Source organism: Ruegeria sp. HKCCA5839, from assembly GCF_013035585.1.
Lineage (GTDB): Bacteria > Pseudomonadota > Alphaproteobacteria > Rhodobacterales > Rhodobacteraceae > Ruegeria.
This window is the reverse complement of sequence record NZ_WQIE01000001.1, coordinates 326,010-352,804: the sequence shown is the minus strand read 5'-3', so window position 1 is coordinate 352,804 and position 26,795 is coordinate 326,010. Positions and strand designations below refer to the sequence as shown.

Below are 26,795 nucleotides of genomic sequence, written 5' to 3'. Positions count from 1 at the left end.
CCGCGCCTTATTATTTACAGCCCAACTTCCGGTTCCAGACACCTGATATTGTGGTGCTCGGTGCCGCCCATTACCCACCGGAATCCAGACACAGGGCAATCGGTCGCCGCCAGAGGCAGCGCGCTTCCCGATCCAACGGTTGCACGTATGAATAAAGTGCTTTCCGACCCTCGCCCGTTGCCCACTCTCTGGTTTTCTATACCAGATTTAGTAGCAATCCTTCCGGCTCATACAATTTGGCGTATCTAGCCATATCCAGTCAACGTGCTTTTCCAACTTTTTTGAAATCTTTTTTGTTGACGCCGAAAGCTCTGTCCAACCCATCGGGCGCTTGCCTGATTCCTCCACATCTTTATCCCCAAATCGCGCAGGCAAATGACGCAGTGCTCAAATCGAAATTCTTGTTTTTCCCGGCAAAGTTATTGGAAAATCATCATCCGGCTTCCCATTAACATAGATAACAGAGAATCATCGCAGCAACGGGTTTGCGCATGTGATACTGCCTCTTGTGAGCCGACCAAAAGGAGACGCCAGAACATGTTCAGACACATTCCTGCGCTGCTCGCTGTGTTGGCAATCGTGGCCTGCACACCACAAGATGTGCCAATCGGGTCGCGCAGCGCACAATTTCCAAGCTATCCTGAAAACCTGTTCAGCAGCTTCGAGACTGATTGCGCCGGACCCGGAGAAGACTTTTTCAAAAACGGCCGCAATAGTGCGGAATGTCACGAAGTGCTGCCACCCGAAGCAACCGCGTTTTTGATTCTTCGTTTCGGTGGTTACCCGCAAGACCTGCCAAAAATCGTCACACGACTGGAATCATCCAAGAATTCGGATGGGTACCGCGTTGACGCTGATCTCTACTTCCTGGTCCCGCAACAGAATGGCGATGCGCTGCGAGTCCCGGTTGAAGGTACCGCATTGGATCAGACCTTTTCACAAATCTACCTCGGTTTCGGGGGAGAGCCGGTCTAGCTTGGGCAGTCGGGATCACACAAAACCGCGTAGTTTCCACCATCGCCGAAAACTGCGGGATTGTTTGGGGGTGGTCGAAGCGAGCGCAAACATTGTTGGTATAGGACGCGCAACTCGACAAAGGTCGAAACGAAAGGTCGATGCAAAACAAGGCCTACACCTTTCCGCATTTCGAACGACTGAGCAAAGCGCGCGACACAACCGCTTTTTTCTCTGGCAAGCCGACATTTTGAGGTGTCTTTTATGGAAACAGATCAAAAAATTTGTGCTTGCTGTCGGCTACCAACCCTGAGCGAACGCGGAAATTATGAAATCTGTATGGTGTGCTGGTGGGAAGATAACGGGCAAGATGATCACAACGCAGACGAAGTTCAAGGCGGCCCCAACCAGTTGTACTCACTAAGCGAAGTTCGTGAAAACTATGCCCACCACGGACACATGTATGCAAATGGCGAAGGCATTCCAGAATTAGAAAATCCAACCGAGGCAAGACGGGAACTGTTGGCATACATAGGAACCAAGACGGATCCATGCCAGAAAATTGATCTCGAAAAATTCGAGTTTCTTTTGGACCGGGCAAGCAAACCAACCAACAGGTAGTTTTTGGACCCGATCAATGCATTCGCTGCCGTTTCAAGAAAAAGTGGTCGGGGCGGCAGGATTCGAACCTACGACCCCCTGTACCCAAAACAGGTGCGCTACCAGACTGCGCCACGCCCCGGACCGTGCGCCTTCCTAAACGCGCTGATCTGATTTGAAAAGCCCTAACAGGGCCAAATTGCGGGACCTTGTGAAAAAATTTCGTGCTGCATCTCGGTGCCCGGCACAATCCCATAGCGCGATGACAAACCAGCATTGATTTCCAGCACCGCATAGACCGAATCTCCACCCTCGATCGGGGTCAGATCACCGGGAACCGCGCCTTCATGCACATGTGTCACTGTGCCTTGCCGATCGACAAAGATCATATCCAAGGGGATCAAGGTGTTTTTCATCCAGAACGCAACGCGTTGCGGTGGATCGAACACGAACAGCATACCAGATCTGAGCGGCATTTCTTCGCGGAACATCAGCCCGCGCGATCTTTCTTGCGGCGTCACGGCCAGTTCGATGTCAAAACGGACTTCCGCTGCATCATTTCGCAACGCAACCCGATCTGCGCGGCACTCGGCCGAAGCAACAGAACTTAGCGCCAATGTCATAAAGGCGAGAACCCAGAAGAACCTGATCATGGGGTCCTCATCCGTTCAGAGCGGCCTCCCAAGCCAGCACCTGTGCAGCCATCCGGCCACGCTTGCCGTCGATCACCCGCATGGCAAGCGCCTCACCGGGCTGCAAATCAGCCAGGCCCGAACGGCGCAAGACTTCTATATGCAGGAACACATCTTCACTGCTGCCAAACACATTGGCGAAACCAAAGCCTTTGCCCTTGTCGAACCATTTGACACGCGCGGCCTCAAGCGGAGCGGTTGAAATGGCCGTAGGATCCATCTCGGCAAAATCGGCCAACATCATCATATCGCCACGTTCGGGCGGATCGATGCTCACCACTTCAACGGCCTGCACACCGCGATCCGTGCGATGTGTCATGATCTCGATACCAGCGCCATCCGCAATCGAGCTTTGCCCGAAATTGCGCAGCACATTGACGTGCAACAGAATGTCAGGACCACCTTCGTTGGACACGACAAATCCGTACCCTTTGGCAGGGTCGAACCACTTTACGTGTCCGCGGACGCGGTACATGCTGTTCAGATCTTCTGGCACTGTCTTCTCTTCATGAAAACATTAACGTTTTGGAGTCTTCGGTTCTATGAGATTAACACACAAATTCAAGCCGAAAATCCCTTGTGTTTACAACATCTTGCATTTCACGTGACGTGAAAGTCACGGATTTAGGCGGGTCACCACCCAGCTCTGATCGCCTGAGTCCCGCCTCCACCGGAACCTGTCATGCAGGCGAAACGCCCCATCTGCCCAAAATTCGATCTCTAGCGGCCTTAGTCTATATCCTCCCCAAAACTCTGGCCTGGGTGGGTTTGTCCCGAGCTTTGCAGTGACCTTTGCGACCTCAGCCATCAGCGACGCACGGCTTTCCAGGGGCTGTGACTGGCGCGAGGCCCAAGCCCCCAATCTGCTTTTGAGGGAACGCGACGCATAATATTCATCTGCCTGCGCGCCGTTTTCCTTCGAAATTTCCCCGCGCACCCGAATCTGCCGACGCAGTGATTTCCAGTGCATCACAAAGGCTGCTTTGCCGGCGGAGTCCAATTCTGCGGCTTTAGCGCTTTGATAGTTTGTATAGAAAACAAACCCATCGGACTCGATCTCTTTCAACAATACCATACGGGCATTGGGCAAACCATCATTATCTACGGTCGCCAGGGCAATCGCATTGGGGTCATTTGGCTCGCTTGCTTCGGCCTCGTTCAGCCAGCGCTGCGCAATTTCAAACGGATTAGTCCCAGCAAATATGCCGCTGCGTTCGTCCATTTCCATCCCTCGGAAAGTATTAGGCACGACCCTAGGCCGAGAACCGCCCTACGGCAAGAGCGCACGGCCTTGATGCAGCGCTTTCAATGGCATAAACCAACCGAACGTAACGCGACGACAGGCGGAGATCCGAACATGTCAAATCAGTTGATGGCCGGCAAACGTGGCCTCATCATGGGGCTGGCCAATGACAAGTCAATTGCATGGGGAATCGCCCGCGCCTTGTCCGATGCCGGGGCAGAGCTGGCTTTTTCATACCAAGGGGATGCGCTGAAAAAACGCGTTGATCCGCTGGCCGAGCAATTGGGTAGCGATATCGTCCTGCCATGCGATGTCAGCGACGAGGCCTCGATTGATGCCCTCTTCACCGCACTTCAGGAGAAATTGGGCAAGCTGGATTTCGTTGTCCATGCCATCGGCTTCTCGGACAAGAACGAATTGCGCGGTCGTTACGTCGACACCAGCCGCGCCAATTTCAATCTGACGATGGACGTCTCCGTCTATTCCTTCACCGCGGTGATGCAGCGGGCGGAGAAGATGATGGGCGAAGGCGGCAGCGCCATCACGCTGACCTATTACGGTGCCGAGCAAGTCATGCCCCATTATAATGTGATGGGCGTGGCCAAAGCCGCACTTGAAGCTTCGGTCAAGTATCTGGCCGAGGATCTGGGCAAGGACGGTATCCGCATCAACGCGATCTCGGCAGGTCCGATCAAGACATTGGCCGCCAGCGGTATCGGCGATTTCCGCTACATCATGAAGTGGAACGAGTATAACTCGCCCCTGCGTCGCAACGTGACCATCGACGATGTCGGCAAATCCGCGCTGTATCTGCTGTCAGACCTGTCCAGCGGGGTTACCGGCGAAAACCTGCATGTGGACTCAGGTTATCATATTGTCGGCATGAAAGCCGTCGACGCGCCCGATATCGAAAAGGGATAAGGATCATGAGCGCTAAAGATCGTCTGCCGCACGAAAAAGGCTTTCACATCAGCTGGGATCAGATCCACCGCGATTCCCGTGCTCTGGCATGGCGGCTGGATGGGCAAGGGCCCGATGACGGCAATTGGCGCGCCGTGGTGGCGATCACCCGTGGCGGCATGGCGCCTGCGATGATTGTCAGCCGCGAGTTGGACATTCGCACTGTCGATACAATCAGTGTGCGGTCCTACCATCATCAGGAACAGGGCGAAGCCGAAGTGCTCAAAGCGCCCGATGCCGACCTGATGGGCGACGGAACCGGTATCCTGATCGTGGACGACCTTGTTGACAGCGGCAAAACCCTGGAGCTGGTGCGCGAGATGTACCCCAAGGCCCATTTCGCCACCGTTTACGCCAAACCCAAAGGCCGCCCGATGGTCGACACTTTCATCACCGAGGTCAGTCAGGACACCTGGATATTCTTCCCCTGGGACATGGCCCTGCAATATGTCGAGCCCTATCGCGGCACCGACTGACTTCTTCTGTTCAAAAATACCTCGGAGCGCGAGGCAGAGCCTCGCCCAAAAATATCGGTCCTGCCATGGCTCACACACGCACCAGCGCCACGTTTCCCCCTCCGGTGATGGAGGCGCGCCGCTGGCTTGACGGTGTAACCTTCAGCGACGACACACCATTGATCAATGTCAGCCAGGCCGCTCCGGTGGATCCGCCGCCCTTGGCCCTGCGACAGGCCATGGCCGAGTTTACGCTCTCACAAGACAGCGCCCATCTCTATGGGCCGGTGCTGGGCAACCCGGATCTGCGCGCTGAATTGGCGCAGCAGATCAGCGCTCACTACGCCGCCAAGGTCGAAGCCGATCAGGTGGCCATCACCTCGGGCTGTAACCAGGCGTTTTCCGCGGCGATCTCGGCGCTTACCGATCAGGGGGATGAGGTCATCCTGCCGACCCCGTGGTATTTCAACCATAAAATGTGGCTCGACATGGCGGGCGTGCGCGCGGTCGATCTGCCAACGGGGGACGACCTGTTGCCCGACCCGGAACAGGCCCGTGCACTCATCACCGACAAAACGCGCGCAATTGCGCTGGTGACCCCCAACAACCCCGGCGGCGTTGAATACCCCGCCGAACTGATGCACGCGTTTTATGAACTGGCGCAACAGACTGGTATCCATCTACTGGTCGACGAAACCTATCGCGATTTCGACAGCCGGTCCGGCCCGCCGCACGATCTGTTCCATCAACCGGGCTGGGATCAGACCCTTGTGCATCTCTATTCCTTCTCCAAAGCCTACCGCCTGACCGGGCATCGTGTCGGCGCTCTGGCCACCAGCCCCGCGCTGCTGTCCGAGATCGAGAAATTTCTGGATACCGTCGCCATTTGCCCCGGCCAGTTGGGCCAGTTCGCGGCCCTTTGGGGGATGCAGAACCTGTCACAATGGGTGGCCGGGGAACGGGATGAAATCCTGGATCGCCGCGCCGCCATTGCCGAGGGCATGCCTGCACTCGAAGCCAAAGGATGGAAGCTCTTGGGTCTGGGCGCGTATTTTGCCTATCTCGAACACCCGTTCGACATCGCGTCTGACGATCTGGCGCGCCAGTTGGTGAAGGATGCAGGCATTTTGCTGCTGCCTGGTACAATGTTCATGCCCGACCATGATCCAGCTGGAAAACAACAGTTGCGCGTGGCTTTTGCCAATCTTGACCGCGCCGGTATCACGCAATTGTTTGACCGGTTGCAGGCTCTGACCTTCTAAGCTTGCCCCCCGGCAGTCGGCGTCGTATTCAAAGCCGCACCCACTCGGGTTCAAACCCGCAAACACTGAACATGAGGGCACCATGGCCGCAGGCATGAAAAACCTATCAAAGACATTTGTATGGATCCTCATGGGCCTGCTAATGCTGGGTCTGGCCGGGTTCGGCGCCACCAGCCTGACGGGGACCGTCCGGACCGTGGCGCAGGTCGGCGACGAAAGCATTTCGGTTGATGCCTATGTGCGCGAGCTTCAGAACGAAATCCGTGCGATCGAGGCGCAGACGCGTCAGCCGATGCAGATTTCGCAGGCCTATCAACTGGGTCTGGATCAGCTTGCCCTGTCGCGTCTTGTCGCGCAGGCGGCATTGGACAACGAAGCGGCCCAGCTTGGCGTGTCGGTGGGCGATGAAAACCTGCAAAACGAGATCGTGCAGATCGAAGCGTTTCAAGGCGTGAACGGTACGTTCGACCGTGAAGCCTATCGGTTTCAACTGGAACAGGCCGGGTTGAGCGAATCTGAGTTCGAGGAAGATCTGCGCAAGGATTCTGCGCGCACGCTTGTGCAGGGTGCGGTCACCAGTGGTGTTCAGATGCCCGCAATCTTTACCGAAGCCTTGGCAAATTATGTGCTGGCCCGGCGCAGCTTCACAGTTGCAACTTTGGACGAATCCGCACTGGAGTCTGAGGTCCCTGCCCCCACCGATGCTCAAATCCAGGCGTATTACGATGACAATACTGACCAATTCACCCTGCCCCGCACCAAAAGACTGACCTATGTGGTTCTTTCACCCGACAGCCTGCTGGACTCGATCGAGGTGGATGAAGACGCGATGCGCAATCTCTATGAAGACCGCGCCAGCCAGTACCAACAGCCCGAGCGGCGCCTTGTCGAACGTCTCGTCTTTTCTGACGAGGCCGCGGCAACCGAAGCCTTGGCCCAGTTCGAGGTCGGTGGGGCGACGTTCGAACAATTGGTTCGTGCCCGCGATCTGGAACTGAGCGATGTTGATCTGGGTGATGTGACCCGCGAAGATCTTGGTGACGCTGCAGACGCCGTATTTGGCGCCGAGATCGATGACGTTGTGGGGCCACTGCCTTCTGTCTTTGGCCCAGCCCTGTTTCGCGTGAACGGTGTACTTGCCGAAAGCAATGTCAGCTTTGAAGATGCACAGCCGGAATTGCGCGAAGAACTGGCCGCAGACCGTGCGCGCCGCCAGATCGAGGCGCAAGCCGAAGATCTCAACGACCTGTTGGCCGGGGGCGCGACGCTGGAAGAACTGGCCAGTGAATCCGACTTGGAACTGGGCGCAATCGACTGGACCAGCGAGGGTGGCGAAGGCATAGCCGCCTATAACGAATTCCGGGCAGCGGCGCAGGCCGTGCAAGAGGGTGATTTCCCCGAGATCGATTTCCTTGAGGACGGCTCGATCTTTGCGCTGCGGCTCGAAGAAGAACTGGCACCCCGTCCCGAACCCTTGGACAGCGCGCGCGAGCGCGTGGCTGGTGCCTGGGTTCAGCAGGAAATCGCGAAGGCGCTGCAAGAGCAAGCCAACACCGTGCTGACACAACTGGCCACAGATGGTGACTTTACCGCGACCGGTCTGCCTTTCCGCGTGGAAAATGCGCTGACGCGCACTGCGTTCCTGGATGACGTGCCCGCTGATTTCATGTCTCAGGTCTTTGAGATGGACACCGGTGAACTGCGCGTCATTTCGGGGCCCGGTGCGGCCTATATCGTGCGTCTGGATGAGGAATTGCCCCCGGCAGAAACCGATGAGCAACGCCGTATGCAAGAGGCGCTGGCCGCGCAGATGAATCAGGAGCTGGCCCAGAACATCTTTGAAATCTACGTCCGTGACGCGCAGACACGAGCCCGACCGGTTGTGGATCAGCAAGCGCTGAACGCCGTGCAAGCCGCTTATTGAACGAGACCTGACATGTCCCTGACACCCGAGTACGACAGTTTCGCGCGCGCCTATGAAGCGGGCGAAAACCAAGTCGTGTATACGCGCCTTGCAGCGGATCTGGATACGCCGGTTTCGCTGATGCTCAAGCTGACTGGCGCGCAGAAAGATGCGTTCATGCTGGAATCGGTCACCGGTGGTGAAGTCAGGGGCCGGTATTCGATCATCGGTATGAAACCCGATCTGGTGTGGCGCTGTCACGGCCAAGGCTCGGCCCTGAACCGCTCGGCCCGCTATGATGCCGAGGCCTTTGTTCCGCAGGACGGCAACCCGATGGACAACCTGCGCGCGCTGCTGGCTGAAAGCCGTATTGCACTGCCGGATGACCTGCCGCAAGCGGCGGCCGGGCTGTTCGGGTATCTGGGGTATGACATGGTGCGTCTGGTTGAACATCTACCAGATGTGAACCCCGACCCGTTGGGCCTGCCCGATGCGATCATGTTGCGCCCGTCGGTGATTGCAGTGCTGGACGGTGTCAAAGGCGAGGTGACCGTGGTGTCTCCGGCCTGGGTCAGTGACGGACAGTCGGCAAAGGCAGCTTACGCGCAGGCTGCAGAACGTGTGATGGATGCGGTTCGCGATCTGGAACGCGCGATGCCAAGCGAGACACGCGATCTGGGCGACGCGCTTGAGGCCGGCCCGCCTGTCTCGAACTTTACCAAATCCGGATATATGGAGGCGGTCGAGAAGGCCAAGGAATACATCCGCGCCGGTGACATCTTTCAGGTCGTTCCTGCGCAGCGCTGGACACAGGATTTCCCACAACCGCCTTTTGCGCTCTATCGCTCGTTGCGGCGCACCAACCCGTCGCCCTTCATGTTCTATTTCAACTTCGGCGGCTTTCAGGTCGTGGGGGCCAGCCCCGAGATCCTTGTGCGCGTCTTCGGCAGCGAGGTTACCATCCGCCCCATCGCGGGCACTCGCCCGCGCGGTGCCACGCCGGAAGAGGACAAGGCAAACGAGTTGGATTTGCTGGCGGACAAGAAAGAGCTCGCCGAGCATCTGATGCTTTTGGATCTGGGCCGCAACGATACGGGCCGCGTGTCCAAGATCGGCACCGTGCGCCCGACCGAAGAGTTCATCATCGAGCGCTATAGCCACGTGATGCATATTGTATCGAACGTGGTGGGCGAGCTGGCCGAAGACAAAGACGCGTTGGACGCGTTCTTTGCCGGGATGCCCGCAGGGACCGTCTCGGGCGCACCCAAGGTGCGCGCAATGGAAATCATTGACGAGTTGGAGCCCGAAAAACGGGGCGTCTATGGCGGTGGGGTTGGCTATTTCAGCGCCGGTGGCGATATGGACATGTGCATCGCCTTGCGCACAGCCATCGTGAAAGATCAGAAGCTTTATATCCAGGCCGGTGGCGGCGTTGTTTATGACAGCGACCCCGAAGCGGAGTTCATGGAGACCGTTCACAAATCGAACGCGATCCGTCGGGCAGCTGCGGATGCGGCCCGGTTTACCGGAAACGGGAATTCATAGGCTTATTCCAATCGGGGCTGACCTTTGACAGGCGGCAGAGAGCATTCTGCCGCCTTTGCCCATTACTGGATTTCGTGCAGCATCACGGCGGAGATCGGAGCCATCGCAACCCGGCTGCTGCGATCTTCCAGCCCCCATAGCAAAAGGGCCGAGATCGTTTCGGGGCGCAAACGACCCAGCATCACAACCGCGCCCTCTTGCCCGGCGCGGAAGGCCGCTTGGTCCAGGAACCTCCGCATAACATTTGGATCCTGCCGCGCACCGTCGAAGTCGCGGAAGACAACGCTGGACGGAACGCCATTGCGCGCGGCCAGCTTCTGAACAGTGTTGAGCCCTTTGCCTTGCGTGACCAGGCCACGGCCCGTATCCCCTGCAATCACCGCCACTTGGTCAGCCAGTTTGCGGTTGCCCTGAATACCGGTGTTCACGCCTTCCAGTATGCCCACCGTCTCGGGCAGTTGGTCCAGCCAGACCGAGAACGACACTTCGGCATCCTGCGCGCTGGCGCCAACGGGCAGATCGGCCAGGGCCAGAACTTCAAACCCGGCGGCGCGATAACGCTCCATCTTGGCTGCGGCATCCGGGTCCTCCGGGCTGACAGCAAAGCTGAGCGGATATGGGAAGTCCTGCAACGCCTCGGCCCCAAACGCGCCTTCATCGTCAATCAGGATGATCGACATCAACGGCTTTGCCTCGGGGTTTTCAAACTTGGCGGCATAATCCTGAATCGGCTTGCCCGTTTTCGGATCTGTCACCGCATCCTCAGCCGCAGATGCCTCTTTGTCCTGCGCGGTTTCCCGCTCAGTCAGCGGTACTACACGCTTGCCAACCTGCGTCGGAGCGGGAGCGGTCTGATTTCCCCCGATTTGCGGCAGAGTCGCGATACGAGGTGATTTCTGCTCGGCTGGCTTTTCTTCAGCCTCAACCGGAGTGGCGTTGACCTGAGGCAGATCGGGTGTATCGAACTCGATCAACTGGGGCTTTTGAGCCTGGGGTTCGCTTGGCTGCAGCGGAATGTCTTCCTGACGTGGGATCGCTGCGGGCACTTTTTGGGGTTCGGGTTGAGGTTCTGGTTGCACAATTGCGACCTCAAATTCTTCCTCGTCTTTCGACTCTGGGGCAGTCGCAACGTCTTCCGCGATGTCTTCGACGGGCTGCGACGGGGTCTCGGCAACGACCTCGGGTGCGGGCAGCGGGGCGGCTTCTTCTTCAACCACTGGCTCTGGTGCCGGCGGAGCCGTCGTCACCACTTCGGGTTGCGAATCCTGAGTGGGCGATTGCGGAACAACACCTGGGGCCTGCAGCGCCACCGGAGTCGCCGAGGCCACCACAACGGGCGCAGAATTTCCAACGCCCGGAGTACCTAAGCCCTGATGCGCAGAGTTTGCCTCGGTCACGGGTTGGGTGTCGGCCTCAACCTCCAGCCCGTCCAGATTGACCAAGCTATCAGCTTCTGCCGACGGGCTTTCCGGGCCAACCGGTGGCAGATCAAGAAGATCGGCGCCAGCATCAGCCGCAGCCACGGAGGCGACCTCTTGCACATCGGGAACCACTACCTCTTGCGGTGCCTGCTCGGCCACCTCAGGCTTGCGCGCCAATGGTGATGTCACCGACAGCACCACGCCCAGGATCAGGACAGTCAATGCCCCTATGATCACTCCACCGAAAAAACCGCTCATCGAACTCTCGCCTTTCGCGTTGTTTTCTGCCTCACTCGCCCATGCGCCATCTGCTGCGGCACTTGCCCGCCCGGTGGCCTCAAGGGGAATGTCCTCTTGACGCTGCCGCACAAGCCTGAGCATGTATGTCGCGACATTATACCGTGGCTCGGGCCTGCATCGCCAGCCCGAAATGCCAAAGACAAGATAAGTACCCAAATGCTGCTGCTGATCGACAACTACGATTCGTTTACCTACAACCTGGTTCATTATTTGGGCGAGCTTGGGGCCGAAATGGTCGTGCGCCGCAATGATGCGCTGGATGTGCAAGAAGCAATGGCAATGAACCCTGCCGCCATCCTTCTCAGCCCCGGCCCCTGTGACCCCGATCAGGCGGGTATCTGCCTGGCCCTGACCGAAGCCGCCGCCGAGACGCGGACGCCGCTGATGGGCGTCTGTCTGGGGCATCAGACCATTGGGCAGGCCTTTGGCGGCAAGGTGGTGCGCTGCCACGAGATCGTGCACGGCAAGATGGGCACGATGTCCCATGGTGGCAAAGGCCTTTTTGCCGGCCTGCCATCTCCGTTCGAAGCGACACGCTATCATTCCCTGATCGTGGAACGCGAAACCCTGCCCGAGTGCCTTGAGATCACGGCAGAGCTTGAAGACGGCACGATCATGGGGCTTCAGCACCGCGAACTTCCGATCCATGGCGTTCAGTTCCACCCGGAATCCATCGCTTCAGAGCATGGTCATGCCCTGCTCAAAAACTTCCTGAAAGAGATGAAAGTCCCCGCATGAGCGACGCTCTTAAACCGCTGATCGGCGCTGCGGCTGATCGGCCCCTGACCCGTGCCGAGGCTGAAAAAGCCTTTGAGATCCTGTTCGACGGTGCAGCGACGCCCAGCCAGATTGGCGGGTTGTTGATGGCCATGCGTACCCGGGGTGAAACGGTCGATGAGTATGCCGCAGCCGCCGCCGTGATGCGCGCCAAGTGCAACGCGGTTAAGGCCCCCGCGGGCGCGATGGACATCGTTGGGACGGGTGGCGATGGTAAGGGTACGCTGAACATCTCGACCGCAACGGCCTTTGTCGTGGCGGGCGCAGGTGTCACCGTGGCCAAGCACGGCAACCGCAATCTCAGCTCAAAATCAGGCGCTGCTGACGCGCTGGGACAGATGGGCATCAACGTGATGGTCGGCGCGGAAACCGTTGAGAAAGCGCTGAAAGAGGCCGGGATCGGTTTCATGATGGCGCCGATGCACCACCTGGCCATCGCCCATGTCATGCCCTCCCGGCAGGAGCTTGGGACCCGGACGATTTTTAATATCCTGGGACCGCTGACCAACCCCGCAGGCGTCAAACGCCAGCTCACTGGCGCGTTCAGCCGCGACCTGATCCGCCCCATGGCCGAAACCCTGCGCCTTTTGGGCTCGGATCACGCCTGGCTGGTCCATGGCTCGGACGGTACGGATGAGCTGACAATTACCGGCGTCAGCTGGGTTGCCTCGGTCGAAGATGGCCAGATCAAAGAGGCTGAACTGCATCCCGAAGATGCAGGCCTACCCGTGCATCCGTTCGAGGCCATTCTGGGTGGTACACCCGAAGAAAACGGCAAGGCCTTCCGCGCCTTGCTGGAGGGCGAGCCTTCGGCCTATCGCGACGCGGTGCTGTTGAACTCAGCCGCTGCGCTTGTGGTGGCGGATGCTGCCACGGATCTGCGCGAAGGTGTTGCCAAGGCTGCCGAAAGCATCGACAGCGGCGCCGCCAAAGACAAGATCGCCACCCTGGCCCGTATCACACAGGAAGCCGCATGACCGAGACCGTTCTGGACAGGATCAAAGCCTATAAGCTTGAGGAAGTTGCGGCGGATAAGGCGCAGAAATCGCTTGAGTTTTTGGAATCCGAGGCGCACGAAGCCTCAGAGCCGCGCGGCTTTGCCAAAGCGTTGAACAAGGCCACTCGCACAGGCTATGGCCTGATCGCCGAGGTCAAGAAAGCCAGCCCCTCCAAAGGTCTGATCCGCGCCGATTTTGATCCGCCTTCGCTGGCCCAAGCCTATGAGGCGGGTGGCGCGGCCTGTCTGTCGGTGCTGACTGATACGCCCAGCTTTCAAGGGGCCAAAGAGTTTCTGGTGGCCGCCCGCGAAGCAACCTCTCTGCCCGCGCTGCGCAAGGATTTCATGTATGACCCTTATCAGGTGGTCGAGGCGCGCGCGCTCGGGGCGGATTGCATTCTGATCATCATGGCCTCGGTCAGCGACGCGCAAGCGGCCGAGCTTGAGCAGACCGCGTTTGACTGGGGCATGGATGTTCTGATCGAAGTGCATGACGCCGAAGAACTGGAACGCGCGACCGATCTGAAAAGCCCCTTGTTGGGAATAAACAACCGCAATCTCAAGACTTTCGAGACCACTCTTGATACCACACGGCAATTGTCCAAACTGGTTCCGGTGGACCGGACGATTGTGTGCGAAAGCGGGCTCAGCACGCGCGAGGATCTGGCCGATATCGCTCGCTATGGCGCGCGCTGTTTCCTGATCGGCGAAAGCCTGATGCGGCAGGACGACGTGGAACAAGCAACGCGTGATCTGCTGGCGAACCCTCTGGTTCCCGGGGTGATGTGATGGCACTCAGCCATTTCGACGCGCAAGGTCAGGCCCACATGGTCGATGTCTCGGACAAAGCCGTCACAGACCGCGTAGCCGTTGCGGCGGGTCATATTCGCATGGCGCAGGCCACCTATGAGCTGATCTCCGAAGGGCGAGCGAAAAAGGGCGACGTGCTGGGCGTGGCGCGGCTGGCTGGGATCATGGGTGCCAAGAAAACGCCTGACCTGATCCCATTGTGTCACCCTCTGCCGGTCACCAAAGTGGCTGTGGAACTGACGCTCGACCCGGATCTGCCCGGTGTTCAGATCGAGGCGACCGTCAAAACCTCGGGCCAGACCGGGGTTGAGATGGAGGCGCTGACGGCGGTCTCGACTGCCGCGTTGACCGTCTATGACATGACCAAAGCCGTGGACAAGGCGATGGAGATCGGCGGCATTCGCGTGTTGCTGAAAGATGGCGGCAAATCAGGCCGTTACGAGGCGACATGATCACCGTCAAAGAGGCGCGCGCGCTGCTTTTCGATCTGGTCTCGCAGTTGCCTTCCGAGACTGTGCCGCTGGCGCACTCCGCCGGGCGTGTATTGGCCAAAGACGTGACAGCAACGCGTAATCAACCGCCGTTTGCGGCATCTTCCATGGATGGCTATGCGGTCAACTCGACCGAGGTTGAGCTGCACGCCATGTTTAAGGTTATCGGCGAATCCGCTGCCGGAAACCGTTTCGATGGGTCGGTCAGCGCAGGTCAGGCCGTTCGCATATTTACCGGCGCGCCGATGCCAGATGGCACCGATTTTGTGGTCATTCAGGAAGACATCGACCGGCGGGGCGATCTGATCACCATCTCAGACGATCCGGGGACCAAAACAAATGTGCGGCCTGCGGGCGTGGATTTTACCGCAGGCACGGTGATCTCTGCCCCGCGTCATTTGCGACCCGAAGATGTGGCGCTGATGGCGGCGATGAATATCGCGGACGCACCTGTGACCCGCCGCCCCACGGTAGCGCTGATCTCAACCGGTGATGAATTGGTTATGCCCGGCGAAACCCCGGGCCCTGACCAGATCATCGCGTCAAATACCTTTGGCCTCAAAGCCTTGTTGGAAGGTCTTGGAGCAGAGGTGCGGATGCTGCCCATTGCCCGCGACACGGTGTCATCGCTTGAAATGGCCTTTGAGCTGGCCAAAGGCGCCGATCTTGTTGTGACCATCGGTGGTGCTTCGGTTGGTGATTATGATCTGGTGGCAGATGTCTCGCACAGCCTTGGGATGGAGCGGTCTTTCTACAAAATCCGTATGCGGCCTGGAAAACCCCTGATGGCGGGCCGGATCGGCGATGCGGCCATGGTTGGCCTGCCGGGCAATCCGGTCAGCGCCATGGTCTGCGGCTATCTTTTCTTGGCCCCGATGATCCGCAGGATGCTTGGGGTCGCGCAAACAGTGCCACCGTTCCAGACCGCAAAGCTGGCCGAACCGCTCACGCCAAACGGGCCGCGCGAACATTATATGCGCGCAGTTATTGGCCCGGACGGTATCCGGGCCTGCGCCGATCAGGACAGCTCACTGCTGAGTGTTCTGGCCGAGGCGAATGCCTTGCTGGTCCGCGCGCCCAATGATCCTGCCCGCGCCATTGGCGAAGAGGTCGAATACCTTCCGATCTGACAGAACACCGCTCTATCCGTTGACACAAAACGTGAACATGCGTAGAACAAAAGAAAACGCATAAGCCACGAGGTGCGAGCGATGTTGACCAAGAAACAGTTGGATTTGCTGGAATTCATCCATAAACGCGTGCAAGCGGATGGTGTTCCCCCTAGCTTTGATGAAATGAAGGCGGCTTTGGACCTGAGATCCAAATCCGGCATTCATCGTCTGATCACGGCGCTAGAGGAACGCGGCTTTATCCGCCGTTTGGCGCACCGCGCCCGCGCGATCGAGATCGTGAAGCTGCCCGAAAGCCTGGGCGGAGAGCCCACCGCCGGTTTCAACCCGCGTGTGATCGAAGGCGACCGGCCCTCGGGCCCACGGCCTGCGAATTTTGAACCGGTCACCGTGGACGCGATGGAACTGCCGGTCATGGGCCGCATTGCCGCCGGTGTGCCGATTGAGGCGATCAGCCATGTCTCACACCGCGTCGCGGTTCCGGGCAGCATGGTGTCGGGTCAGGGTGAGCACTACGCGCTGGAAGTGCGCGGCGATTCGATGATCGAGGCGGGTATCAATGACGGTGACGTGGTGGTGATCCGTGAAACCAACGTTGCAGACAATGGCGACATCGTGGTGGCTCTGGTCGAGGATCAGGAAGCCACTCTGAAACGGTTCTTCCGCCGCGGTCAGGCCATCGCGCTTGAGGCTGCAAACCCGGCCTATGAGACGCGCGTTCTGCCGCAGGAAAAGGTCAAGGTTCAAGGGCGGTTGGTCGGCCTGATCCGCAGCTATTGATCCCGTTTGCGGGGCTGCGGTGACCACAGCCGGAACCCCGTGACCGCGCTGGTGGTGGTGATCTTGCCATCTGTGATGGCCAGGCTGCCGGTCTGGCGCAGCATATGGGGATCGATGATCTGGCATGCGCCATCAAGGTGCAGCGCCACCGAGGCGACAACGATTTGATGTCCCAGGCATTCGCTGAACTGCCCGGCGGCACGTTTGCCGGTCAGGTGCACAAGTTCCTTACCGCCCAGTAAATACCTCTGAATACCCGCAGGCTCATGCGGCCAGCGCCCCGCCGCAAGCGGTTGGTCCGCCCCGTCGCCGTCATTTTCAAGCCAGACGGTGGCGATAAAGCCGCTGCCTTTGGCCTTGCTCAAAGCCCTGCCCTCATCCGTCATCACGCCGATCAGCCCGCCGGTATCGGCCACCAGAATCTCGGGCCGGTGCCCCTGCCCCCAGAACGCCATCGCAAACAGCGCAGGCGCAAGACCCAGCCATCGCGCGCGCCCCTGCCACAGGATCACCCACAACAGGCCCAAGGTCAGCACGGGCAGAACCAAGTCAGGTGGGCTGGCAACAAAGCCCTGAGCGCCGTCCAGTCCTGACACGAACTCTGCCACGTCCAAAATCCAGCCCAGGCCAAGGCCCATCACCGCCATCGGAATCCACTCCAGCCCCAAGGGCGCCAGCAAGGCGGCAACCACCGCTGCCGGGACCACAACTGTGCCCATGACCGGAACCGACAAGAGATTGGCCACAAGGCCGTAATGCGACATGGTGTTGAAATGCGCGGCGCCGATGGGCGCCGTCGCCAGGCCCGCAATGCCCGAGGACATCAAGACCCCAAGAACGGGTCGCAACCATTTGGGCCCGGGCAGTTGGTTCTGCCGCCACACACCAAAGATGGCGACCAAGGCGGTGGTGGCCGCAAAAGACATCTGAAATCCGGGGCTAAGCAGCGACTCGGGTCGCAGTATCAAGACGATCAGCGCGGCCACTGCAACTGCGCGCAAGGATATGGCGCGGCGGTCGATCAGTACTGCCCCCAAGAGCACAGTGACCATCACAAAGGCGCGCTCGGTCGCGACGTTGCCACCGGATAACAACAGGTAGATGACCGCAGCAACAAGCGCACCGATCGCGGCCAGCTTGCGCACCGGCCAACGCAAGGCCAGCGTCGGGATAGCCGAAAACCCAATGCGGCAGGAGAGAAAGACAAACCCCGTTAGCAATCCCATATGCAGACCGGAAATCGCCAACAGATGCGCCAGGTTAGAGGCCCGTAATGCCTCAAGACTCTGTTGGCTGATGCCGCTACGATCGCCGGTGGTGACGGCGGCTGCAAAACCGCCCACTTCACCGGGTAAGATCTTGCGAACATGCTGAGAAATCGCGATGCGCCAGGCCGTGATCCTGACGCCGTCCAGCCCGTCCTGCGGGCCGGCAATCGTCAGCACCGGGGACCGGGTATAACCGACCGCTCCCAACCCTTGGAACCAGGCATGGCGACGAAAATCGAACCCTCCGGGTTCGACAGGGCCCTGCGGTGGCGACAGAAGCGCTGTGGTCATGATCCGTTGTCCGGGGGACAGATCAACCGTGTCGCCATGAATGGAAAGCCGGACGCGCGTTGGGCGTTGATCGGCGCTTACATCCCCAAGTCGCACCCGATCCAATGTCACCCGCAGCGCGTCCGACGCAGAGCGGTCCAGCGCCACGACCCGCCCCTCGACCGGGCCGTAGAAACGCCAATCCAGAACCGGCTCTGCAACCATATGGGCCCGCGCCCCGGCCAGCAGAAAACCGCAGCCAACAAGGGTCAGGCCAAACAAGAGCGGTGCCCAGGCCGCAGAGAGGCTGCGTCCCCATACCCAGGCACCGCCGGTCAGGAAGATAACCCAACCGTAATTCTGAGGGCCGGGTTCAAACCGCAGCCCAAAATAGATCCCAATACCAATCGCCAGGCATACTGGCGACCACGGAAACCAATAGCCCCTCTGGTTCAGCAGAGCCGTCTCGATCCCCGTCAGAACACGCATGGTTGCCCCCGTCCTTCGGGCTCGTTAGACAGTCGCCAAACTAAGCCCGCTCCGGTTACCAAAAGGTTAATCCCCACCATGTCCGAACAGGTCGTCACCCGTTTCGCCCCCTCGCCCACTGGCTTTCTGCATATCGGCGGTGCGCGCACTGCGCTGTTCAACTGGCTTTTTGCGCGCGGACGTGGCGGCAAGTTTCTGCTGCGGATCGAGGACACGGATCGTGAACGCTCGACCCCCGAGGCGACAGCCGCGATTCTGCAAGGGATGTCCTGGCTGGGGCTGGACCATGATGGCGATGTGATCAGCCAGTTCGAGGGTGCTGCCCGCCATGCAGAGGTTGCGCATCAGCTTTTGGCAGAAGGCAAAGCGTATAAGTGCTTTTCGACACAGGACGAGATCACCGCGTTCCGTGAACAGGCCCGGGCCGAGGGAAGGTCGACCTTGTTCCGCAGCCCGTGGTGCGACGCTGATCCTTCAACCCACCCGGACGCGCCCTTTGCGATCCGCATCAAGGCACCACAGGATGGCGTGACCGTGATCCGCGATCAGGTGCAAGGCGATGTCAGCATCCGCAATGATCAGTTGGACGACATGATCCTTCTGCGCTCGGACGGCACTCCGGTCTATATGCTGGCCGTGGTTGTCGACGATCACGATATGGGTGTGACCCATGTGATCCGGGGCGATGATCACCTCAACAATGCTGCGCGTCAGATGATGATCTATGAGGCGATGGGCTGGGACGTCCCTGTCTGGGCGCATATCCCGCTGATTCATGGGCCCGATGGCAAGAAACTGTCGAAACGCCATGGCGCTTTGGGGGCGCAGGAATACCAGGCGATGGGGTATCCCGCTGCCGGCATGCGCAACTACCTGGCGCGTCTGGGCTGGAGCCATGGCGACGATGAATTCTTTACCGATGAGCAAGCGCGAGAATGGTTCGATCTGGATGGCATTGGCAAAAGCCCGGCGCGGTTTGATCTGAAGAAACTGGAAAACCTATGCGGTCAGCACATCGCGGTCTCGGACGATGCCGCGCTGCGGCAAGAAGCCGAGGAATACCTGGTCGCGGCCGGTCTTCCGGCGCTGAGCGAGACACAATCTGGTGATCTGGAACGCGCCATGTATTGCCTGAAAGAACGCGCCCGAACTTTCCCGGAACTCCTTGAAAAAGCGCACTTTGCCCTGACGTCACGCCCAATCCAACCCGATGAAAAAGCAGCAAAAGCGCTGGCTTCTGTATCCGATGGTATACTGGATGAATTGACGCCGCAGTTGCAAAGTGTTAGCTGGACGCGGAACGAACTGGAGGAGACCCTGAATTCCTACGCGGAAGCCAAAGGGGTCAAGTTCGGCAAACTGGCGGGTCCGTTGCGCGCGGTTCTGGCCGGACGCGCTGTAACACCTTCGGTCTTCGACATGATGCTGGTGCTGGGACGTGAAGAAACCCTGGCGCGGCTTTCAGATGCAGTGACTTAATCCCGACCTTCACATTCGGGTAACGCAGCTGCGCTAACACCCGGACTGCGCGTCCTTGCGCAGCCGTTGCCCGCAGGCCCGGTTTCGGCGCCGATATGCGAAGAATGAGGAAGGGAAAATATGACCGACAGCAACAAATCAGCCACCCTTACAGTTCATGGCGAAACCTACGAGTTGCCGGTTCACTCGCCCACGGCAGGACCCGACGTAATCGACATTCGCAAGCTGTACGGACAGGCCGGTGTATTCACCTATGATCCGGGTTTCACATCGACTGCCAGCTGTGACAGCACCATCACCTACATCGACGGGGAAAAGGGTGAACTGTTGCACCGCGGGTACCCGATTGATCAGCTGGCTAGCAAATCGCACTTCCTCGAAGTTTGCTATCTGCTGCTCTACGGAGAGCTGCCGACGGCTCCGGTGTTGGAAAAGTTCGAAACAACGATCACACGCCATACGATGCTGCACGAGCAAATGCAGTATTTCTATCGCGGCTTCCGTCGGGATGCGCACCCGATGGCCATCATGGTCGGCGTTGTGGGCGCAATGTCAGCCTTCTACCACGACTCGACCGATATCTCGGACCCGCATCAGCGTGAGGTCGCCTCGCACCGCCTGATCGCCAAGATGCCGACCATCGCGGCCTGGGCCTATAAATACCACACAGGTCAGCCCTTCGTGTATCCGCGCAACGATCTGGACTATGCGTCGAACTTCCTGCGCATGTGTTTCAGCGTTCCGGCCGAAGAGTATGAGGTCAACCCGATCCTCAGCCGCGCGATGGACCGCATCTTTACTCTGCATGCCGATCACGAGCAGAACGCCTCGACCTCGACCGTGCGTCTGGCGTCGTCTTCGGGCGCGAACCCGTTTGCCTGTATCGCTGCCGGTATTGCCTGCCTTTGGGGCCCTGCACATGGTGGTGCGAACCAAGCCTGCCTTGAGATGCTGGAAGAGATCGGGTCGGTGGATCGTATCCCCGAATATATCGCCCGCGCCAAAGACAAGAACGACCCGTTCCGCCTGATGGGCTTTGGCCACAGGGTCTATAAGAACTTCGACCCGCGCGCCAAAGTGATGAAGCAATCGGCCGATGAGGTGCTGGATCTGCTTGGCGTCGAAGACAACCCGAAACTGCAGGTCGCCAAAGAGCTGGAACGCGAGGCTCTGGAAGACTCGTATTTCGCCGAGAAGAAACTGTTCCCGAATGTGGACTTCTATTCCGGTATCATCCTCGAAGCGATGGGTTTCCCGACTTCGATGTTCACACCGATCTTTGCTCTGTCGCGTACGGTTGGCTGGGTCAGCCAGTGGAAAGAGATGATCGCAGATCCTCAGAACAAGATCGGGCGTCCGCGTCAGTTGTACCTGGGCGAGACCGAACGCAACTACGTGGATATCGAAAACCGCTGATCTGTGGTTTCGAACGCCAAGACAAAACCCCGCGTCGCCGCGGGGTTTTTTGCTGGGGTCATGTGTTACCAAAATGAAACCTTGTACTGCGAAGCCATACCATTGGACTGTCAGAACTTTCCCTACAACAAAGGTAGAATTAGGCTGCCTGCTGTCTGAGTGTGGGTAAGTGCCAAGATCATGCGACGTATCGCAGTTTTTCTGTCTTTTCTGATCGCCACCCCGGCCACGGGCCAAACACTTTTGGAAAGAGCCTTCGAGAATCTGCAACGGGAAAACGCAGCCGGTTCTTTGGCGATCCTGGGTCTGGCCGGCATTCCAGATAACTCTGCCAGTACGATATTTTTGGAATCCAATACCGGTGATCGCGATTACGACTTTCGGTCCGCCCAATTGGGCGGTGGCTTTCGCGTTGCCGAAAGGTTTCCGCTCTATCTGGAAGGTTACATCGGATATGCCCGATACGACCCGGTTCTTTTTTTCAGCGGGACCGGCACGACCAACAGCGTACCCTTGAAATGGACCAGTGCTGCCGTGACCGGCGGGATCGGCTATCAATTCGATATCGGCGAGGCGTGGACGGTCACGCCCATGGCTCATATCTCGATCGGGCGCACGCAATCTGACGCTTCGATCGGAGCGCAGGTGATCGCGGACCGCCTCGGCCTGGATCGCGATTATCTGGAAAGCGGCGGGCTCTGGGCTGGTGGCGCGGGTGGATCGATGACGCTTGCCTACGAACGCCCCTTGTCCAACGATCGCGAGTTCGAGGCCAGCCTGCGCTATACCCATATTGAATACCGGCCCATTGGCGATGACGAAGATCTGCTGATCCGGTCCACGGCGGCAAATGCGGTGTTGTGGAGCAGATACCGCTTTCCAACAGGCAAGCGGATGTTCGGGCGCCCGATACGCTGGGTCGGTGATCTGTCACTGTCATACCTGGTCGGAGATCAGTCGCTTGTGCTGGGCACCGATTGGTTGGCCCGGATTGGTGGCGGCATCGAGGTGGATCTTTCGGACACATGGGTGCCGTGGGTGAGCACCACACGGATTATGGTCCGCTATTACGGAAGCGATACGGTCAACGGGTTCAGTGCCGGAATCGGCATCAGTTTCTAAGCATTAGAACAGCGACAACTGGTCCCCCGCCTGTGCCGGTCTTGCGAACAGATCACAGCGCAATGGTGGTGATTTCGTCTTTAACCCCAAGCGTTCGACTGCTGCCTTGAACCGTTGGGCAATCATCTGGGCATAGATCCCTTCTCCGCGCATCCGATGGCCCCAGCGCGGGTCGTAATCCCGCCCTCCATGCATCTCACGCAGGCGCGCCATGACCTTTTCGGCCCGGCCCGGCTCATGTTCGGCCAGCCAATCCTGCCAGAGCTGTGACACCTCACGCGGAAGACGCAGCATGATCCAACTGGCCGCGTCCGCGCCTGCCTGTTGACCGGCCTCCAAAAGGCTTTCCAACTCATGATCGGTTAGTCCGGGAACCACTGGCGACGTCATCACCCGCACCGGAATGCCTGACTGGCTCAGCCGTTCGATCATCCGTAACCGGCGCTTTGGCGACGGCGCCCGAGGCTCCATCCGGCGGCTGAGACCGGCATCAAGCGTGGTCAGAGAGATGCCGACACGCACCAGACCTTGTGCGGCCATTGGGGCCAGAATGTCGATATCTCGTTCGATCAGCGACCCTTTGGTCACGATCCCCAGCGGGTGCTTGAACGCGCTTAAAACCTGCAGGCATTCCCTTGTTATCTCGCGCTTTTTCTCGATGGGCTGATACGGGTCTGTATTGGTTCCAAGCGCCAGCGTCGCCACCTTGTAAGATTTCGCCGACAGCTCGCGCCGCAAGACCTCGGCAGCATTCGGTCGGGCAATTAATCGCGTCTCGAAATCCAACCCGGGCGACAACCCCAGATAGGCATGGCTGGGCCGTGCGAAACAATAGGCGCAGCCATGTTCGCATCCGCGGTACGGGTTGATCGACCGGTCAAAGGGCAGATCCGGAGATCGGTTATAGCTTATCAAGCTGCGCGCAACCTCGTCGCTGACCTCGGTGCGCAATGGCGGCAGGTCTTCCGGCAGGTCCCAATCATCTGAGACTGGCGTGACCGACAGGGGTTCGAACCGACCTGTGGTGTTCGACCCAGCGCCCCGCCCGATCGGTATCGCCGACCCAATATGTTCGCTTTTTGTTCTCATTTCATCTTCTGTTCTACGCGACACCAAAAGGCCTGACAAGCCTTGACCGCGTGCCCCCCCCGCGCGGTGAAAACCCGGCAAAGCCCCGAGCTAAGATGAAATTTCCGCTAGATCATCTTGTAAACTATTCTACTGCAACATCAGCTTAACTGTCATAAAGGTCGGTCTGAGAACGGCCATGGTCGCAATCGACACAGTGTTTCTGCGACGAAATGGCCAAAAACGGAAAATATAGCCACTGTGGGCCGCTTGGCCCCAAAGCTCGGGAATACGCTCCATGTCCGACGAAGAAGATATCGTCCTGTCCGAACTGAACGACGAAGAGCTTGTCGAACAGATGTTCGACGACCTCTATGACGGTCTGAAGGAAGAGATCGAAGAAGGCACCAACATCCTGCTCGAGCGCGGGTGGATGCCTTATGACATCCTGACCAAGGCTCTGGTCGGCGGGATGACCATCGTGGGCCATGATTTCCGGGACGGTATTCTGTTTGTCCCCGAGGTTCTGCTGGCCGCCAACGCGATGAAGGGCGGTATGGCGATCCTCAAGCCGCTTTTGGCCGAAACCGGGGCGCCGCGTGTGGGCAAGATGGTGATTGGCACAGTCAAGGGCGACATCCATGACATCGGCAAGAACCTGGTGTCGATGATGATGGAAGGCGCAGGCTTTGAAGTGGTCGATCTGGGCATCAACAACCCGGTCGAAAACTATCTGGAAGCGCTTGAGACCGAGAAGCCCGACATTCTTGGCATGTCCGCACTGCTGACAACCACAATGCCTTACATGAAGGTCGTGATCGACACGATGGTCGAACAAGGCCTGCGCGATGATTACATCGTTCTGGTGGGTGGTGCGCCCCTGAACGAAGAGTTCGGCAAGGCCATTGGGGCCGATGCCTATTGCCGCGATGCCGCGGTGGCCGTTGAGACTGCGAAGGAATTCGTATCTCGCCGCCACAATCAATTGGCTGGCTAAAACCCCTCACAGTTTCTGCAATGGGCCGTCCGGTTTCGGACGGCTTTTTTTTTGGCCACGAGATGCCTTGCGTCGCCTCGCGCTTAACATCTTTTAAACCGGCCTGCCGTTACACAAGAGCGGAAGCAGCTTTGAGGTTATTGTGCAGACGACATTCACCGTAATTTCGTTGGGTAACCTGTCAGACATTGACACGTTTGAAGGAAACACAACCGCCGAAAACGCCGCCGCGCTGGTGGGGCAAAGCTTTGGCGGCCCGGGGAACGCATTGTTCAACAACGCGGTGACCTGGTCACCGGTTGGCAATCCGAGGGGCGTTTACAACATGAACAACGCCATTTCGAATGATCAGTTCTCAATCGATGGCGGCCCGCCGCAGACCGTTGATGGCACGGCGGTTTATCAGGCAACTCTGACCTATTCCGATGGCTCAACAGATACGTTTTCGGCCGTTATCGTTCAGGACACTACCGGAAACACCTATCTCGCACCCGAACTCTCGGACAATGCGGATCAAGCCGCGCTTGAGGCGAAGCCGATCCAATCCATCTCGCTTGACGGGCTTGCTGGCAACCGGTTCAGCGGGCTGGGTTCTGTGCGTGAAGACTGGGATCTGGTGACCTGCTTTACTACGGGTACACGGATCGAAACCGAAACGGGTATCAGGGCGATCGAAACCATCCGCGTGGGCGACGAGGTTCGGACTTTGGATCATGGGTTTCAACCCGTTCGATGGATTGGGCAGCGCACAGTACGAGCCGAAGGTGCTTTTGCTCCGGTTCTGTTCAAGGCTCACGCCTTGGGAAATACACGCGATCTACGGGTATCGCAGCAACATCGGGTTTTGCTGAACGACTTCAGGGTCGAGCTTTACAGCGGATTTGCCGAAGCGCTGGCTCCGGCCAAACATCTGGTGAATGGCGTTGATATTATGCTGATAGATGGCGGAATGGTCACCTATGTCCACCTGATGTTCGACCAGCATGAATTGATCTGGTCCGAGGGATGTTTGACCGAAAGCTTTCATCCCGGTGCTCAGGGCTGGAACAGTCTGGATCGAAAGGCGCGCTCTGAAATCCTAAGCTTGTTCCCCGAGTTGCAGACGGAAGGGCTTGCCGCCTATGGCCCCACAGCACGGCCTTTGCTGGCCCGGAGCGAAACACAGGCGTCGGTGGGCTAGAAAAAGATGTCGGTGCAGGGCTTGCCTTGGTGCCCCAATCGTCGTTCTGTGGCCCAAGCGCAGCTGAAAGCCCCCCAAAATGCCCAACGACACCCTGCCCGACTCGACTCAACTGACCACCAACACGTTTTCCACCAACACTGGTGGTCGGATCCTGCTGATCGCCTGCGGAGCACTTGCGCGCGAGATCCTTGATCTGAAAAACCGCAACGGCTGGGATCACATCGCGCTGACCTGCCTGCCTGCCATTTTGCACGTGCATCCCGAAAAGATCACGCAAGCGGTTGAAGATGCCATTGCCAAACACCGCGACAGCTATGAACAGGTCTATGTGGTCTATGCAGATTGCGGCACCGGCGGGATGTTGCAGAAGGCTTGCGAAAAGCTGAATGTCGAGATGATCCAGGGGCCACATTGTTATTCCTTCTTCGAAGGCAATGACACCTTCGCGGCCCATGGTGAGGATGAGACCACGGCATTCTACCTGACAGATTTTCTGGCCCGTCAGTTTGACGCCTTTGTCTGGAAACCGTTGGGCCTGGATCGGCATCCCGAACTGCGCGATATGTATTTCGGCAATTACACCAAGCTTGTCTATCAGGCCCAGACAGACGACCCGGAACTGACACGGCGCGCGCAGGACTGCGCACAGCGCATGGGACTGGTGTTCGAGCGTCGCCTGACTGGCTATGGCGATCTGGAAACCACCTTGTCCGACTGGGCCGCCAGGCCGTTGTCCCAGAGTGAGTAATCAGGCGGTTGCCTGTGCAACCTCGCGAATGCGTTCGATCATCGCGCGCAGCCCGTTCGAACGCTGCGCCGACAGGTGATCGTTCAGGCCAAGCCGCGCCAGCTCGGCGGCAGCATCGACACCAGGCACCTCGGCAACCGGCAACCCGTTATAAAGACAACGCAGAACCGCGATAAGCCCGCGCACGATCAAAGCATCACTATCGCCGTCAAACCGGAAAACGCCCCCTTCAACAACGGGATGAAGCCAGACCTGGCTCGCGCAGCCATCCACCTTTGTTGCCGGAACCTTAAGCGCGTCATCCAATGGCTGCATCGCTTTGCCCTGATCGATCACATGGCGATAGCGATCTTCCCAATCGTCCAGAAACTCAAAATCTTCAACGATCTCTTCAAAGGCGGGCGTTGCCATGGTGCGGCTCTTTCTAGCGGTTCG

At 58.6% G+C, this 26,795-nt stretch carries 26 protein-coding genes and 1 tRNA gene; 19 read left to right on the top strand and 8 right to left on the bottom strand.

Annotated elements, in window-relative coordinates; all coding sequences use genetic code 11:
* Window positions 1-537: 537 nt before the first annotated feature.
* Window positions 538-975 carry a hypothetical protein gene (locus tag GOV38_RS01735; protein ID WP_171129656.1) on the top strand — a complete coding sequence of 146 codons (438 nt, stop codon included), beginning with the start codon at window positions 538-540 and terminating at the stop codon, window positions 973-975.
* Window positions 976-1,218: 243 nt separating this feature from the next.
* Window positions 1,219-1,575: a CPCC family cysteine-rich protein gene (locus tag GOV38_RS01730; RefSeq protein WP_171207404.1), complete on the top strand. Its 357-nt coding sequence runs from the start codon at window positions 1,219-1,221 to the stop codon at window positions 1,573-1,575.
* A gap of 44 nt (window positions 1,576-1,619) precedes the next feature.
* On the opposite strand, the gene GOV38_RS01725 is transcribed toward GOV38_RS01730, so the two are convergent.
* The 4 genes from GOV38_RS01725 to pdxH all read right to left on the bottom strand — a co-directional run bounded on the left by GOV38_RS01725 (window position 1,620) and on the right by pdxH (window position 3,468).
* Window positions 1,620-1,696, bottom strand: a tRNA-Pro gene (locus GOV38_RS01725).
* Between the two features lie 43 nt (window positions 1,697-1,739).
* Window positions 1,740-2,207, bottom strand: a complete 468-nt coding sequence (locus GOV38_RS01720) for a DUF192 domain-containing protein (RefSeq protein ID WP_171207403.1) — start codon at window positions 2,205-2,207, stop codon at window positions 1,740-1,742.
* 7 nt (window positions 2,208-2,214) lie between these two features.
* Window positions 2,215-2,742, bottom strand: coding sequence for a cold shock domain-containing protein (locus tag GOV38_RS01715; protein WP_171129658.1), 528 nt, complete (start codon window positions 2,740-2,742; stop codon window positions 2,215-2,217).
* Between the two features lie 120 nt (window positions 2,743-2,862).
* On the bottom strand, window positions 2,863-3,468 hold the full coding sequence (gene pdxH / locus GOV38_RS01710) for a pyridoxamine 5'-phosphate oxidase (RefSeq protein WP_171207402.1): 606 nt from the start codon (window positions 3,466-3,468) through the stop codon (window positions 2,863-2,865).
* Window positions 3,469-3,603: 135 nt separating this feature from the next.
* Between pdxH and fabI the strand changes: the two genes are divergently transcribed.
* The 5 genes from fabI (at window position 3,604) to trpE (ending at window position 9,614) form a co-directional block, all read left to right on the top strand.
* A complete protein-coding gene (gene fabI, locus GOV38_RS01705) occupies window positions 3,604-4,410 on the top strand; it encodes an enoyl-ACP reductase FabI (RefSeq protein WP_171207401.1) in 807 nt (268 codons plus the stop codon).
* Between the two features lie 5 nt (window positions 4,411-4,415).
* Window positions 4,416-4,925, top strand: coding sequence for a xanthine phosphoribosyltransferase (gene gpt, locus GOV38_RS01700; protein ID WP_171099338.1), 510 nt, complete (start codon window positions 4,416-4,418; stop codon window positions 4,923-4,925).
* Between the two features lie 65 nt (window positions 4,926-4,990).
* A complete protein-coding gene (locus GOV38_RS01695) occupies window positions 4,991-6,166 on the top strand; it encodes an aminotransferase (RefSeq protein ID WP_171207400.1) in 1,176 nt (391 codons plus the stop codon).
* Between the two features lie 82 nt (window positions 6,167-6,248).
* A complete protein-coding gene (locus GOV38_RS01690) occupies window positions 6,249-8,090 on the top strand; it encodes a peptidyl-prolyl cis-trans isomerase (RefSeq protein ID WP_171207399.1) in 1,842 nt (613 codons plus the stop codon).
* 12 nt (window positions 8,091-8,102) lie between these two features.
* The gene (gene trpE, locus GOV38_RS01685; RefSeq protein ID WP_171207398.1) at window positions 8,103-9,614 is read left to right on the top strand and encodes an anthranilate synthase component I; all 1,512 of its coding nucleotides are present in this window, start codon (window positions 8,103-8,105) and stop codon (window positions 9,612-9,614) included.
* 62 nt (window positions 9,615-9,676) lie between these two features.
* On the opposite strand, the gene GOV38_RS01680 is transcribed toward trpE, so the two are convergent.
* On the bottom strand, window positions 9,677-11,293 hold the full coding sequence (locus GOV38_RS01680) for a divergent polysaccharide deacetylase family protein (protein ID WP_171207924.1): 1,617 nt from the start codon (window positions 11,291-11,293) through the stop codon (window positions 9,677-9,679).
* A 198-nt stretch (window positions 11,294-11,491) separates the two neighbouring features.
* Here GOV38_RS01680 and GOV38_RS01675 point away from each other — a divergent pair, with 198 nt between their 5' ends.
* The 6 genes from GOV38_RS01675 (at window position 11,492) to lexA (ending at window position 16,320) form a co-directional block, all read left to right on the top strand.
* Window positions 11,492-12,073 carry an aminodeoxychorismate/anthranilate synthase component II gene (locus GOV38_RS01675; RefSeq protein WP_171099347.1) on the top strand — a complete coding sequence of 194 codons (582 nt, stop codon included), beginning with the start codon at window positions 11,492-11,494 and terminating at the stop codon, window positions 12,071-12,073.
* The gene (gene trpD / locus GOV38_RS01670) at window positions 12,070-13,089 is read left to right on the top strand and encodes an anthranilate phosphoribosyltransferase (protein ID WP_171207397.1); all 1,020 of its coding nucleotides are present in this window, start codon (window positions 12,070-12,072) and stop codon (window positions 13,087-13,089) included. The genes GOV38_RS01675 and trpD overlap by 4 nt, the downstream gene beginning before the upstream one ends.
* Entirely contained in the window at window positions 13,086-13,898 is an 813-nt protein-coding gene (gene trpC / locus GOV38_RS01665) for an indole-3-glycerol phosphate synthase TrpC (protein WP_171207396.1), read from the top strand. Before trpD ends, trpC begins: the two co-directional genes overlap by 4 nt.
* Window positions 13,898-14,371, top strand: coding sequence for a cyclic pyranopterin monophosphate synthase MoaC (gene moaC, locus GOV38_RS01660; RefSeq protein WP_171207395.1), 474 nt, complete (start codon window positions 13,898-13,900; stop codon window positions 14,369-14,371). The genes trpC and moaC overlap by 1 nt, the downstream gene beginning before the upstream one ends.
* Complete coding sequence (gene glp, locus GOV38_RS01655) at window positions 14,368-15,540, top strand: gephyrin-like molybdotransferase Glp (protein ID WP_171207394.1); 1,173 nt, start codon at window positions 14,368-14,370, stop codon at window positions 15,538-15,540. The genes moaC and glp overlap by 4 nt, the downstream gene beginning before the upstream one ends.
* 81 nt (window positions 15,541-15,621) lie before the next feature.
* Complete coding sequence (gene lexA, locus GOV38_RS01650) at window positions 15,622-16,320, top strand: transcriptional repressor LexA (RefSeq protein WP_171099354.1); 699 nt, start codon at window positions 15,622-15,624, stop codon at window positions 16,318-16,320.
* Here lexA and GOV38_RS01645 read toward each other — a convergent pair.
* On the bottom strand, window positions 16,314-18,347 hold the full coding sequence (locus GOV38_RS01645; protein WP_171207393.1) for a ComEC/Rec2 family competence protein: 2,034 nt from the start codon (window positions 18,345-18,347) through the stop codon (window positions 16,314-16,316). The genes lexA and GOV38_RS01645 overlap by 7 nt on opposite strands.
* A 78-nt stretch (window positions 18,348-18,425) precedes the next feature.
* On the opposite strand from GOV38_RS01645, the gene gltX reads away from it, so the two are divergent.
* The 3 genes from gltX (at window position 18,426) to GOV38_RS01630 (ending at window position 22,364) form a co-directional block, all read left to right on the top strand.
* Window positions 18,426-19,826, top strand: a complete 1,401-nt coding sequence (gene gltX / locus GOV38_RS01640; RefSeq protein WP_171207392.1) for a glutamate--tRNA ligase — start codon at window positions 18,426-18,428, stop codon at window positions 19,824-19,826.
* 120 nt (window positions 19,827-19,946) lie between these two features.
* On the top strand, window positions 19,947-21,242 hold the full coding sequence (gene gltA, locus GOV38_RS01635; protein ID WP_171207391.1) for a citrate synthase: 1,296 nt from the start codon (window positions 19,947-19,949) through the stop codon (window positions 21,240-21,242).
* A gap of 180 nt (window positions 21,243-21,422) precedes the next feature.
* On the top strand, window positions 21,423-22,364 hold the full coding sequence (locus GOV38_RS01630; protein WP_171207390.1) for an autotransporter domain-containing protein: 942 nt from the start codon (window positions 21,423-21,425) through the stop codon (window positions 22,362-22,364).
* A 3-nt stretch (window positions 22,365-22,367) separates the two neighbouring features.
* On the opposite strand, the gene GOV38_RS01625 is transcribed toward GOV38_RS01630, so the two are convergent.
* Window positions 22,368-23,453 (bottom strand): PA0069 family radical SAM protein, encoded by a 1,086-nt coding sequence (locus GOV38_RS01625; protein WP_171207389.1) that lies wholly within the window; start codon window positions 23,451-23,453, stop codon window positions 22,368-22,370.
* 277 nt (window positions 23,454-23,730) lie between these two features.
* On the opposite strand from GOV38_RS01625, the gene GOV38_RS01620 reads away from it, so the two are divergent.
* The 3 genes from GOV38_RS01620 to GOV38_RS01610 all read left to right on the top strand — a co-directional run bounded on the left by GOV38_RS01620 (window position 23,731) and on the right by GOV38_RS01610 (window position 26,360).
* Complete coding sequence (locus tag GOV38_RS01620; RefSeq protein WP_171099365.1) at window positions 23,731-24,429, top strand: B12-binding domain-containing protein; 699 nt, start codon at window positions 23,731-23,733, stop codon at window positions 24,427-24,429.
* 142 nt (window positions 24,430-24,571) lie between these two features.
* A complete protein-coding gene (locus GOV38_RS01615) occupies window positions 24,572-25,609 on the top strand; it encodes a Hint domain-containing protein (RefSeq protein ID WP_171207388.1) in 1,038 nt (345 codons plus the stop codon).
* A gap of 79 nt (window positions 25,610-25,688) precedes the next feature.
* Window positions 25,689-26,360, top strand: coding sequence for a DUF1638 domain-containing protein (locus GOV38_RS01610; RefSeq protein WP_171207387.1), 672 nt, complete (start codon window positions 25,689-25,691; stop codon window positions 26,358-26,360).
* On the opposite strand, the gene GOV38_RS01605 is transcribed toward GOV38_RS01610, so the two are convergent.
* A complete protein-coding gene (locus tag GOV38_RS01605; RefSeq protein WP_171099369.1) occupies window positions 26,361-26,771 on the bottom strand; it encodes a SufE family protein in 411 nt (136 codons plus the stop codon).
* Window positions 26,772-26,795 lie beyond the last annotated feature (24 nt).

Bases quoted from the DNA above. Each gene is read 5' to 3' on its own strand.
- GOV38_RS01735 (WP_171129656.1), top strand. From the start codon at position 538: ATGTTCAGACACATTCCTGCGCTGCTCGCTGTGTTGGCAATCGTGGCC.
- glp (WP_171207394.1), top strand. From the start codon at position 14,368: ATGATCACCGTCAAAGAGGCGCGCGCGCTGCTTTTCGATCTGGTCTCG.
- pdxH (WP_171207402.1), bottom strand. From the start codon at position 3,468: ATGGACGAACGCAGCGGCATATTTGCTGGGACTAATCCGTTTGAAATT.
- GOV38_RS01680 (WP_171207924.1), bottom strand. From the start codon at position 11,293: ATGAGCGGTTTTTTCGGTGGAGTGATCATAGGGGCATTGACTGTCCTG.
- moaC (WP_171207395.1), top strand. From the start codon at position 13,898: ATGGCACTCAGCCATTTCGACGCGCAAGGTCAGGCCCACATGGTCGAT.
- trpD (WP_171207397.1), top strand. From the start codon at position 12,070: ATGAGCGACGCTCTTAAACCGCTGATCGGCGCTGCGGCTGATCGGCCC.
- lexA (WP_171099354.1), top strand. From the start codon at position 15,622: ATGTTGACCAAGAAACAGTTGGATTTGCTGGAATTCATCCATAAACGC.
- fabI (WP_171207401.1), top strand. From the start codon at position 3,604: ATGTCAAATCAGTTGATGGCCGGCAAACGTGGCCTCATCATGGGGCTG.
- GOV38_RS01610 (WP_171207387.1), top strand. From the start codon at position 25,689: ATGCCCAACGACACCCTGCCCGACTCGACTCAACTGACCACCAACACG.
- GOV38_RS01690 (WP_171207399.1), top strand. From the start codon at position 6,249: ATGGCCGCAGGCATGAAAAACCTATCAAAGACATTTGTATGGATCCTC.
- GOV38_RS01675 (WP_171099347.1), top strand. From the start codon at position 11,492: ATGCTGCTGCTGATCGACAACTACGATTCGTTTACCTACAACCTGGTT.
- GOV38_RS01730 (WP_171207404.1), top strand. From the start codon at position 1,219: ATGGAAACAGATCAAAAAATTTGTGCTTGCTGTCGGCTACCAACCCTG.
- GOV38_RS01605 (WP_171099369.1), bottom strand. From the start codon at position 26,771: ATGGCAACGCCCGCCTTTGAAGAGATCGTTGAAGATTTTGAGTTTCTG.
- trpE (WP_171207398.1), top strand. From the start codon at position 8,103: ATGTCCCTGACACCCGAGTACGACAGTTTCGCGCGCGCCTATGAAGCG.
- gpt (WP_171099338.1), top strand. From the start codon at position 4,416: ATGAGCGCTAAAGATCGTCTGCCGCACGAAAAAGGCTTTCACATCAGC.
- gltX (WP_171207392.1), top strand. From the start codon at position 18,426: ATGTCCGAACAGGTCGTCACCCGTTTCGCCCCCTCGCCCACTGGCTTT.
- GOV38_RS01645 (WP_171207393.1), bottom strand. From the start codon at position 18,347: ATGCGTGTTCTGACGGGGATCGAGACGGCTCTGCTGAACCAGAGGGGC.
- GOV38_RS01625 (WP_171207389.1), bottom strand. From the start codon at position 23,453: ATGAGAACAAAAAGCGAACATATTGGGTCGGCGATACCGATCGGGCGG.
- trpC (WP_171207396.1), top strand. From the start codon at position 13,086: ATGACCGAGACCGTTCTGGACAGGATCAAAGCCTATAAGCTTGAGGAA.
- GOV38_RS01695 (WP_171207400.1), top strand. From the start codon at position 4,991: ATGGCTCACACACGCACCAGCGCCACGTTTCCCCCTCCGGTGATGGAG.
- GOV38_RS01720 (WP_171207403.1), bottom strand. From the start codon at position 2,207: ATGATCAGGTTCTTCTGGGTTCTCGCCTTTATGACATTGGCGCTAAGT.
- GOV38_RS01630 (WP_171207390.1), top strand. From the start codon at position 21,423: ATGCGACGTATCGCAGTTTTTCTGTCTTTTCTGATCGCCACCCCGGCC.
- gltA (WP_171207391.1), top strand. From the start codon at position 19,947: ATGACCGACAGCAACAAATCAGCCACCCTTACAGTTCATGGCGAAACC.
- GOV38_RS01620 (WP_171099365.1), top strand. From the start codon at position 23,731: ATGTCCGACGAAGAAGATATCGTCCTGTCCGAACTGAACGACGAAGAG.